The organism is Sphingopyxis sp. (assembly GCF_050725655.1).
Classification (GTDB): domain Bacteria; phylum Pseudomonadota; class Alphaproteobacteria; order Sphingomonadales; family Sphingomonadaceae; genus Sphingopyxis.
Genome location: NZ_JBOHHT010000068.1, coordinates 1 through 10017, shown reverse-complemented (window position 1 = coordinate 10017; position 10017 = coordinate 1). Strand labels below are relative to the sequence as shown.

Here is a 10017-nt window from a genome sequence, read left to right as displayed (position 1 = left end):
GCTAATAAGCTATGCCAACCCCTTTTGGCCGACCGCGCCACCTGCGCGTCGTGCCCGCGCTCCTTGCGCGGTCTTGCCCTTTACCGCTTGCGCCGGACCATAGTCCCGCACCAGCATCGTAAGTGGGAAGCAGACCAGCCGGACCAGTATCGATGCTGTCCGCATCGCCAAAGGGACCCCGATCAGGTCTGTAAGCCGCCCCTACCGCGCTTTGCGGCGGAAACCAAGAAAATTCGTGCGAGCGTGTCAGGGGCGGGTTAGCGTCAGCGCCCTGTCGCGCCCGCCCAAATCCCGGGTGCAGGCGACTGCAAATCCCGCTGCTTCGGCGAGTTGCCTTACAAAGATATGCTGCGTTGCCCCGATTTCAAGGATCGCGACGCCGCCCAGCGCCAGAAGGCGGGGCAAATCGGGGATGATGCGGCGGTAGTCGTCGAGGCCGTCCGTGCCCGCGAAGAGCGCGCCCGGCGGCTCGTGATCGGCGACATCGGGCATCAGGGCTTCGGAATCGGCAATATAGGGCGGGTTACAGAGGATAAGGTCGAACTGACCGTCGATTCCCGATGCCCAGTCGCCGAGCACCAGTCGGGTCCGCTCCTCCATCCCCAGCGTCCGTGCATTGGCCTTCGCATATTCCAGCACGGCGTCGCTCGCATCGACGCCAACGCCGCTCGCGTCCGGCCATTCGCTCAGCGCCGCAAAAAGGAGCGTACCGGGCCCGGTGCCAAGATCGAGGATATGTTTCGGGCCAGCCGAGCCGAAATGCCCGACCGCCGCCTCGATCAGCGTTTCACTGTCGGGCCGCGGGATCAGCACGCCGGGGCCGACACCCAAACGGATCGTCCAGAAGTCGCGGTAGCCAAGAATATAGGCGATCGGCTCGTGCCGCATCCGCAGCATCACGAGTTCAGCGAAGCGATCGGGAACCACAAAGCGCGTGGGGTCGAGCAGCAGCGCCTGCCGCTCGACGCCCAACGCATACGCCATCAAGAGTTCTGCATCGAGGCGCGGCGTATCCGACACCGCCGCCAGCCGCTGCGCCGCGTCGCGCAGCGCGGACGCGACGTCAATCACCCAGCCCCGCCAGCCGCTGCGCCTGATCCTCGGCGATCAGCGCGTCGATCAGCTCGTCCATCTGGCCTTCCAAAATCTCGGGCAGGCGGTGGAGCGTCAGGTTGATCCGGTGGTCGGTCACGCGCCCTTGCGGGAAATTATAGGTGCGGATGCGTTCGGACCGGTCGCCCGAGCCGACCATCGACTTGCGCGCCGACGCTTCGGCGCTGTGGATCTTCTCGCGCTCCAGGTCGTAGAGCCGCGCGCGCAGCACCTGCATCGCCTTGGCGCGGTTCTTGTGCTGGCTGCGCTGGTCCTGCTGGATCACCACGAGCCCGCTCGGGATATGCGTGATGCGGATCGCCGAGTCGGTCGTGTTGACATGCTGTCCGCCGGCGCCCGAAGCCCGATAAATATCGATCTTGAGGTCGCCATCGTTGATCGCGACGTCGACTTCCTCGGCCTCGGGCAGCACCGCGACGGTCGCGGCGCTGGTGTGGATGCGGCCCTGGCTTTCGGTCGCGGGGACGCGCTGGACGCGGTGGACGCCGCTCTCGAACTTCAATTTGGCGAACACCCCCTGCCCCGTCACCGAGGCGACGACTTCCTTGTACCCGCCGACCTCGGCCTCGTTCGCCGAGATGACTTCGACTTTCCAGCCCTGCCCGTCGGCATAGCGGCTGTACATGCGGAGCAGGTCGCCAGCGAACAGCGCCGCCTCGTCGCCGCCGGTCCCGGCGCGGATTTCGAGCATCGCGGCGCGTTCGTCGGCGACGTCCTTGGGCAACAGCTTGATCGCCAGATCATGCTCGGCGGCGGGCAGCGCGTCCTCGACCGCCGCGATTTCTTCGGCCGCCATCGCCTTCATCTCGGGATCGGCGAGCATTTCGGTCAGCGAAACAAGCTCGCCGCGCAGCCGCACAACTTCGGCCGACGCCTTGGCGACGGGCTCGAGTTCGGCAAATTCCTTCGACGCCGCGACGAAATCGGCAGGCGCCATATCGCCCGTCGCCATGCGCGCCTGCAGCGCGGCGTGGCGTTCGATGATGGCGTCAATCTGGCGTTCGGATACGTTGGCCATCAGCAGAGCGACATAAAGAAGGCATCCGCTCGGGCGCCAGCATCGCTGCCGTCTGTCTTACTTCTTGTAAACCGAACGCCATCGCGCAGGCCAACTGAAATCAGAGCGCGCGCTGGAATTTTGGCTGCCTTATCAAAGCGTTTGCGTGGAGAACCGCTGGTGACGATTTCAGTTGAAAAACCACCAGCGCGCAAAGCGGCGATCGCCTTCATAGCAAAAGCAATCTGGCTATCGTCCTCGACCGCGATTACCGCGTCAAGCCGGTTGTCGATCACATCATCGGCAAGCAACATCGCCAGCCGCTCGATCCCGGCCGCCCAGCCGACCGCCGGGGTCGGAGGCCCACCGAGCGCCTCGATCAGCCCATCATAGCGCCCGCCGCCGAGCACGGTGCCCTGCGCGCCCAGCCGGTCGGTGACGAATTCAAACGCGGTGTGGCGATAATAGTCGAGCCCGCGGACGAGCCGCGCGTTGCGCTCCCACGCCACGCCTGCGGCATCGAGCCCCGCGGTGACGGCGCCGAAGAAATCCTGCGCCTCACTCGTCAGATAGGCGTCGATGTCGGGCGCGCTGTCGGCGATCGGGCGGTCCTGCGCATCCTTGCTGTCGAGGATGCGCAACGGATTCTTGTCGAGCCGAGCGAGGCTGTCTTCGGACAGGTCGCCGCGATGCGCTTCGAAATGCTCGACCAGCGCCGCGCGCCAGGCGTCGCGGCTTGTCGCATCGCCGAGCGTGTTGAGCGTCAGTGTCACGCCCTCGGAAATGCCCAGCTCCTTCAAAAGCTGGTCGGCGAACACGAGCAGCTCGGCATCGGCAAGCGGACTGTCGCTGCCGAGCACTTCGGCGTCGAGCTGGTGGAACTGCCGGTAGCGCCCCTTTTGCGGGCGCTCGTAGCGGAACAGCGGGCCGTGCGTAGCCACCTTGAACGGCGCGAACTGCTGCCAGCCATTGGTGATGTACGCCCGTGCGATCCCCGCGGTGAATTCGGGGCGCAGCGTGATCGACTCGCCGCCGCGGTCCTCGAACGAATACATTTCCTTCGACACGACGTCGGTGGTCTCACCCAGCGAGCGCGCAAACACCGCGGTCGGCTCGATCACCGGCACTTCGATCCGCTTGTAGCCATAAAGGCGGCGCACCCGCTCGAACGTCTCGACGACGTGCGCAAAACGGTCGGCGAAATCGCCGAGCATGTCCTGGGTGCCGCGCACGGCCTGCGGCGTCGGGATCTTCGCGCTTTTGTACTTGCTCATGCGCGGCGCATCTAATGGTTTTTCGTCGAAAGGCAAAGTGCGCTTGCAGACCGACGGCTGGACCTCGCCGTCATTTGGCGGCAGAGATGCGGCATGAAAAAAGCACTGTTCGTCGCAGCGGCGGTCATCGCCGCACCCATCGCCATTTTCCCCGCCATCGCCCAGGACGGCAACAGCCGCCCCCAATCGGTCGTCCAGCCGCTCACCATCCCGCTGCCCGCCGACAAACCCTATCCGGGCACGATGCAGTTGAAGGTCGATGCGACCGACTTCGCACGCGGTATCTTCCATGTGCGCCAGACGATCCCGGTCGCCAAGGCGGGCAAGCTGACCCTGCTCTATCCCGAATGGCTGCCCGGCAAGCACGCCCCGCGCGGCGCGATCGCCGAGATGGCTGGGTTCCGGGCCAGCGCCGGCGGCAAGCCGCTGATCTGGACGCGCCAGCCGACCGACGTCTACGCTTTCGATATCGATGTGCCCGCGGGCACCAAGAGCATCGACGTCGCCTTCGATTTCCTCTCACCCACGCGCACCAGCGAGGGCCGCGTTGTCGTCACCCCGGCGATGATGAACCTGCAATGGGAGCAGGTCAGCCTGTACCCCGCGGGCTATTTCACCCGCGCGATTCCGGTGCAGCTGGAGGTCACGCTGCCCGATGGCTGGACCGGCGCCTCGGCGCTCGACGGGCTCAAAATATCGGGCAACCGCTACAACTTCGCGCCGACCAATTACGAGGTGCTCGTCGACAGCCCGATGTTCGCGGGGCGCTATTTCCGCAAATGGGACCTCGGCAACAAGGTGACGCTCAACGTCGTTGCCGACGAGGCCAAATATCTCGAAGCGAGCCCCGACCATATTGCGCGCCATGCCGCTTTGGTGTCCGAAGCCGTCGCGCTGTTCGGGGTCCGGCATTTCGACCGCTATGAGTTCCTGCTCGCGCTCAGCGACGAACTCGGCGGCATCGGGCTCGAACATCACCGATCGAGCGAGAACAGCCGCAACCCCGACTATTTCACCAAATGGAACGACAATGACAGCGAGCGCGGGCTGCTCCCGCACGAGCTGACGCACAGCTGGAACGGAAAATATCGCCGCCCCGACAAGATGTGGACCCCCGATTATCGCACCCCGATGCAGGACAATCTGCTGTGGGTTTACGAAGGCCAGACAAGCTTCTGGGACCTCGTCATCGCCGGCCGGTCGGGAATGCAGTCGAAGGAGATGGTCCTCGCCGAATGGGCGACCAACGCCGGCACTTACAGCGCCCAGCCGGGGCGGCAGTGGCGTTCGGTCGAGGACACGACGCTCGACCCGATCATCGCGGCGCGCAAGCCCAAGCCCTTCGCCAGCTGGTCGCGAAGCGAGGATTATTACAACGAAGGGTCGCTGATGTGGCTCGACGCCGACATGCTGATCCGCCAGGCGACGAACAACGCCAAGAGCCTCGACGATTTTGCGCGCGCCTTTTTCGGCGGCCGCGAGGGCGATTGGGGGCAGGATACCTATGATTTCGACGATGTCGTCGCGGCGCTGAACGCAGTCCATCCCTATGACTGGGCGCGTTTCCTGCGCGAACACATGCAGGCGAGCGGGCAACCGGCGCCCACCGGCGGGATCGAACGCGCGGGATACCGGCTCGTCTGGCGCGACGCGCCAAATGTCTATGACCGCGACCGCATGGCGCAGGCGAAGAACGCCGACCTGACCCATTCGCTGGGGATAACGATCGACAAGGACGGCGTCGTGACCGGCGTGCTGTGGGACGGCCCGGCGTTCAAGGCCGACATCGTCAACGGAACGAAGATCGTCGCAGTCGACGGGCTGAGCTATAGCCGCGAGCGGATCGAAGCGGCAATTCGCGCCGCAACCGACGCCAAGACTCCGGTGCGCCTGCTCGTCGAGCGCGGCGGGCGCTATCGCAATATCGAGATCGACTATCATGCCGGGCTGCGCTGGCCGCATCTCGAGAAAACCGGGAGTGGCCCCGACTGGTTCGATCAGCTATTGGCGCCGCGCCGCCGACTGTAAAAGATTCGGCGGAGAACAGATAAAGGACTGACTTCTCCCATGCGCATCGACCTGATTCCCGCCGGCGACAGCCCGCCCGACAGCCTCAACGTCCTGATCGAAGTTCCGATCGGCGGCGAGCCGGTGAAATATGAATTCGACAAGGCATCGGGCGCGCTGTTCGTCGACCGCTTCCTGCACACCCCGATGCGCTATCCCGCCAATTACGGCTTCGTGCCGCATACGCTGGGCGAGGACGGCGATCCGCTCGACGCACTCGTCGTCGCGCGTTCGCCGATCGTCGCAGGCGCGGTGGTCAAGTGCCGCCCGATCGGCGTTCTGATGATGGAGGACGATGCCGGCGGCGACGAAAAGCTGCTGTGCGTCCCGGTCAACAAGACCTTCCCCTATTATGCCGATGTCGCGAGCTACACCGACATGCCGCCGATCGTGCTGCAGCAGATCGAGCATTTCTTCACCCATTATAAGGACCTCGAACCCGGCAAATGGGCGAAGCTCAACGGCTGGGGCGACGAGAATGAGGCGAAGCGCATCATCGTCGAGTGCATCGAGCGCGCGAAGAAGACCGGGTTCTGACGTTCACTCTTTCGTCATTGCGAGCGTAGCGAAGCAATCCAGGGGCGGCCTTGCGCCGCTCTGGATTGCCGCATCGCCTCCGGCTCCTCGCAATGACGCATTTATGATTTGTGCGTCTCACCCTCATCCGGCGCCCCGATAATCCGCACATCCTGCCGCGGATAGGGAATGGCGATCCCGGCTTCCTTGAAGCGGTCCCATATCCCCAGAAACACCTCACCTTGGATATTGCCGAGCCCCGCCTCGGGGTCCGAAATCCAGTAGCGTAGCTCGTGCTCGACCGCACGTTCGCCGAACGCCGTGATCCACACCGCTGGTTCGGGCTCGTTCAAAATGCGCGGGTTCGCCGTCGCGGTTTCGACGATCAACCGCTGCGCGAGCCGCAAATCGCAGCCATAACCGACCGGTACGCGCATCCGCACCCTGACCTCGGGGCTCGCATAGCTCCAATTCTCGACCGGCTGCGTCATCAGCAGCTCGTTCGGGATCAGATGCTTCTTGCCGTCGCGGGTGACGACATTGACCGCGCGCACTCCGATCTTGGCGACTCGCCCGACATTGGGCACGCCGTTCGTCGCCGCCGTGCCGCCCATGCTGCTGCCGTCGCCGACGACGATGATGTCGCCCGGCTTGATCGACCGGTCCATCAACAGGATGATCCCCGCAATGAGGTTGCCGACGGTCTTTTGCAGCCCGAAGCCGATCGCGAGGCCCGCCGCGCCCGAAAAGACCGCGAGCGCGGTCAGGTCGATGCCGAGCAGGTCGATGCCGAAGAGCATCGCAAAGACGAACAGCGCGATCGCGATCAGCTTTTCGGCGAGCAGCCGCTGCGTCGCATCGATCTGGGTGTTGCGGCGGAGCAGCCATTTGATCGACCGAAGGATGATGCGGACCGCAAGATAGAGCAGCACCGCGACGACGATCGTCGAGAATAATCCGTACAGCGACAACCGGTACGAGCCGACGTCGATGCCGATCGCCTTCAGCACCTCGATCGTGCGGAGAACGCCCTCGGGCAGGCCGTCCACCCGGCTCATCCCGCCATCGCGGCAAAGCCGCGTTCGAGATCGGCGATCAGGTCGGCCGGATCCTCGAGCCCGATCGACAGGCGGACGAGCGGATCGGGATCGGCCCATACGGTCGCGGTGCGGATCGACGGCGGATCGCTCGGCACGACCAGGCTTTCATAGCCGCCCCAGCTGAACCCAATGCCGAAATGGGCGAGCGAATCGATGAAGCGCGTCCGGGCGGCTTCGTCGACGCCCTTCAGCGTGAAGCCGAACAATCCGCTCGTGCCGGCGAAATCGCGCGACCATATCGCGTGGCCCGGATCGCCCGGCAGCGCGGGATGGAGGACGCGGCCGACCTCGGGCCGCTCCGCGAGCCAGTTCGCGACCATCAGCCCATTCGCGCCGTGGCGCTGCATCCGCACGTCGAGCGTGCGCAGTCCGCGCAGCATCAGCGCGCAATCGTCGGGCGAAACCGCCTGGCCAAGCTGATACGCCGCCTGCCGCAGCCGCGGCCACACTGCGCGAGTCGCAGTGAGCGACCCCATCATCGCATCGCTGTGCCCGCCGACATATTTGGTGAGGCTCATCATCGTCACGTCGATGCCGTGCGCCAGCGCCGGGAAAAGCAGCGGCGTCGCCCAGGTGTTGTCGAGCATCGTCAACACGCCGCGCGCCCGCGCGATCGCTGTGATCGCGGGAATATCCTGCACCTCGAAGGTCAGGCTGCCCGGTGATTCGAGGAAGATCAGCTTCGTGTCGGGCCGAATCAGGTCGGCGATCCCCGCGCCGACGAGCGGATCATAATAGGTCGTCTCGATACCGAGGCGCGCGAGCATGCCGTTGCAGAAGGCGCGCGTGGGTTCGTAGGCGCTGTCGACCATCAGCAGATGGTCGCCCGGCGACAGCAGCCCAAGCAACCCCGCCGAATTGGCCGCGACCCCCGACGGATAGAGCAGGGTGCCCTCGGCCCCCGGCTCCATCTGGGTCAACGCATCGGCGAGCGCCCACACCGTCGGCGTCCCGCGCCGGCCGTAATAGAGCTTGTCGTGCGTCGCGTGACCGCGCGCCTTCAGGTCGGCGATATTGTCGTAGAGGATCGTCGAGGCGCGCCACACCGGCGGATTGACGACGCCGCCGCCGAGTCGCGGGTCGCCGGTCCATTCGGGGCGCCGTCCGCCCTGCACGAGTTTCGTCGCAGGGCGGAGGCTGTCATCGTCGCTGTTGCTCATCCCCGCCTTGTTAGCGGAGCACCGGCCAAAATCCACCCTTCGACACGAAGGATCTTGCGGCCGGCTTGGGTCAGGCCGCGCCGGTCGCCTTGGGCGTCGCGGGATCGGCGCCCCATTCGACCCAGCTGCCGTCGTAGACCGCAACATCCTCCTTACCGAGCAGGTGCGCGCCGAAGGCGACGACGGTCGCGGTCATGCCGCTGCCGCAGGTGGTGACGAGCGGTTTGTCGAGATCGACTCCGGCGGCGTCGAACGCCGCCTTCAGATCGTCGCCACGCTTCCACGTGCCGTCGGCGTTGAATAGCTGGCCGTGCGGCAGGCTGCGCGAGTTCGGGATATGGCCGGGGGCAAGACCCGGACGCGGATCGCGTTCCTCGCCGGTGAAACGCGCTGCGGGGCGTGCGTCGACGACCTGTTCGGCGGCGCTGCCCAAGTTCGCCAGCATCTGGTCCTTGGTGCGCACCGCCTTCGCATCGTGCCACACGGTGAAGTGGCGGTGGCGCAGCGTCTGCTTGCCCATTTCGAGCGCGCGGCCTTCGGCCTTCCACTTGGCGAGGCCGCCGTCGAGCAGCGCGACGTCATGCGCGCCGAACAGCTTCAGGAGCCACCAGCCGCGCGCCGCGCTCTTCAGCGGGCTGTCGTCGTAAAGCACGATGCGGCTGCCATCGCCGAGGCCGAGCGACTGCATGCGGCTGGCGAATTTCTCGGCCTGCGGTGCCATATTGTCGACGTCGCTCGACGGATCGGTCAGTTCGGCGAGGTCCAGGAACACCGCGCTGGGGATATGTCCCGCTTCATATTCGGCGCGGGCGTCGCGCCCTTCATCGGCGAGGAATTTCGTCGCATCGACGACTCGCAGGTCCGATGCCCCCAATTCGCGTTCCAGCCAGTCGGTTGAGACCAAGGCGTCCATGTCATGCTCCTGTTACGACCGGTCGGGAACCTCTTTTGCCGTCCCTCTCCCGGCCATCCTGCTGTGGCTCTGTTCTTTTCTGGGGAATAGTCAGCCTATGCCCCCACCTGCGCTTTTTCAAGCGCGGTCAGTCCTGCCCCAGCCGATGCTGCACCGCAACAAAAAAGCAGTGCCGTTTTGAGCCAGACTATTGGGCACGCTTGATTGCGGTCGCGCGCGCCCCGGGGCGATCGACGGCGTAAGCGGCGCGGTCGAGCGGCAGCGGCGCGAGCTTTTCGCTCCCGCTCGCACCCTGTTCACGGCCGATGACAAAGCTGCCGGCATTCTGGCCGAAGGCGTCGCCCTCCCCATCCCAATGATAGGTCACGTCGAACGCGATGACGGGGACGAGCATCGGCTTGCCGCCGATCATCAACGGCTCGATCGAGGCGCGCGGCAGCATGACCTCGGTCGACAGCTCCTCGCCCGCGCCGGGCGCGAGCGTCATATCGTCGCGCAGCACACTGCCGCCCGCGCCGTCGAAAAAGCGCGCAAGCACCGGTTCGGCCATCGCCGATCCCTGGTTGAGCGCGATGCGGACCATCAGGCCGGTCGCCGCGGTCGGCCCCTGATTTACAAGGTGGAGGGCAAAGCCGACCGCCACATGATCGGCGGCGAAGCGGATACTGCGGATGTCGAGCGCCATGCCGATGATCGCCCGTTTTTCGGCCGCCGGGCGCGTGACAAGCGGCGAAGGCGCAGGCCGCTCGAGCGGCGCAAGCGGGGCACGCGCAGGCTGGGGCGCGGCCGGGCGCGGCGTCACCCGCTGCGTTGGCGTCGGCCCGGCGGGCTTTGGCGAAGCCGGCGATGCCGCGCGCTGAACGGGCGGTGTCGATGC

General features: G+C 65.6%; 8 protein-coding genes and 1 pseudogene. 2 read left to right on the top strand and 7 right to left on the bottom strand.

From position 1 onward, the window contains the following. Positions 1-246: 246 nt before the first annotated feature. The 3 genes from prmC to hisS are packed head-to-tail and all read right to left on the bottom strand — an operon-like array spanning position 247 to position 3384. Positions 247-1068, bottom strand: a complete 822-nt coding sequence (gene prmC / locus ACREBX_RS09580) for a peptide chain release factor N(5)-glutamine methyltransferase (RefSeq protein WP_431561514.1) — start codon at positions 1066-1068, stop codon at positions 247-249. Continuing rightward, positions 1064-2131 (bottom strand): peptide chain release factor 1, encoded by a 1068-nt coding sequence (gene prfA, locus ACREBX_RS09575; RefSeq protein WP_431561513.1) that lies wholly within the window; start codon positions 2129-2131, stop codon positions 1064-1066. Before prfA ends, prmC begins: the two co-directional genes overlap by 5 nt. After that, positions 2131-3384 (bottom strand): histidine--tRNA ligase, encoded by a 1254-nt coding sequence (gene hisS / locus ACREBX_RS09570; protein WP_431561512.1) that lies wholly within the window; start codon positions 3382-3384, stop codon positions 2131-2133. Before hisS ends, prfA begins: the two co-directional genes overlap by 1 nt. Before the next feature lie 93 nt (positions 3385-3477). On the opposite strand from hisS, the gene ACREBX_RS09565 reads away from it, so the two are divergent. Both ACREBX_RS09565 and ppa read left to right on the top strand, forming a co-directional pair. Beyond that, positions 3478-5412, top strand: coding sequence for a M61 family metallopeptidase (locus ACREBX_RS09565; RefSeq protein ID WP_431561511.1), 1935 nt, complete (start codon positions 3478-3480; stop codon positions 5410-5412). A gap of 39 nt (positions 5413-5451) precedes the next feature. Then, positions 5452-5988 carry an inorganic diphosphatase gene (ppa, locus tag ACREBX_RS09560; RefSeq protein WP_058538842.1) on the top strand — a complete coding sequence of 179 codons (537 nt, stop codon included), beginning with the start codon at positions 5452-5454 and terminating at the stop codon, positions 5986-5988. Positions 5989-6089: 101 nt separating this feature from the next. Here ppa and ACREBX_RS09555 read toward each other — a convergent pair whose 3' ends face one another. The 4 genes and pseudogenes from ACREBX_RS09555 to ACREBX_RS09540 all read right to left on the bottom strand — a co-directional run. Further along, complete coding sequence (locus ACREBX_RS09555) at positions 6090-7025, bottom strand: mechanosensitive ion channel family protein (RefSeq protein WP_431561510.1); 936 nt, start codon at positions 7023-7025, stop codon at positions 6090-6092. Then, positions 7022-8227, bottom strand: a complete 1206-nt coding sequence (gene metC, locus ACREBX_RS09550) for a cystathionine beta-lyase (RefSeq protein ID WP_431561509.1) — start codon at positions 8225-8227, stop codon at positions 7022-7024. The genes ACREBX_RS09555 and metC overlap by 4 nt, the downstream gene beginning before the upstream one ends. Positions 8228-8297: 70 nt before the next feature. Then, entirely contained in the window at positions 8298-9140 is an 843-nt protein-coding gene (gene sseA / locus ACREBX_RS09545) for a 3-mercaptopyruvate sulfurtransferase (protein WP_431561508.1), read from the bottom strand. Between the two features lie 187 nt (positions 9141-9327). Beyond that, a pseudogene (locus ACREBX_RS09540) lies at positions 9328-10017 on the bottom strand (hypothetical protein); the annotation flags it as partial.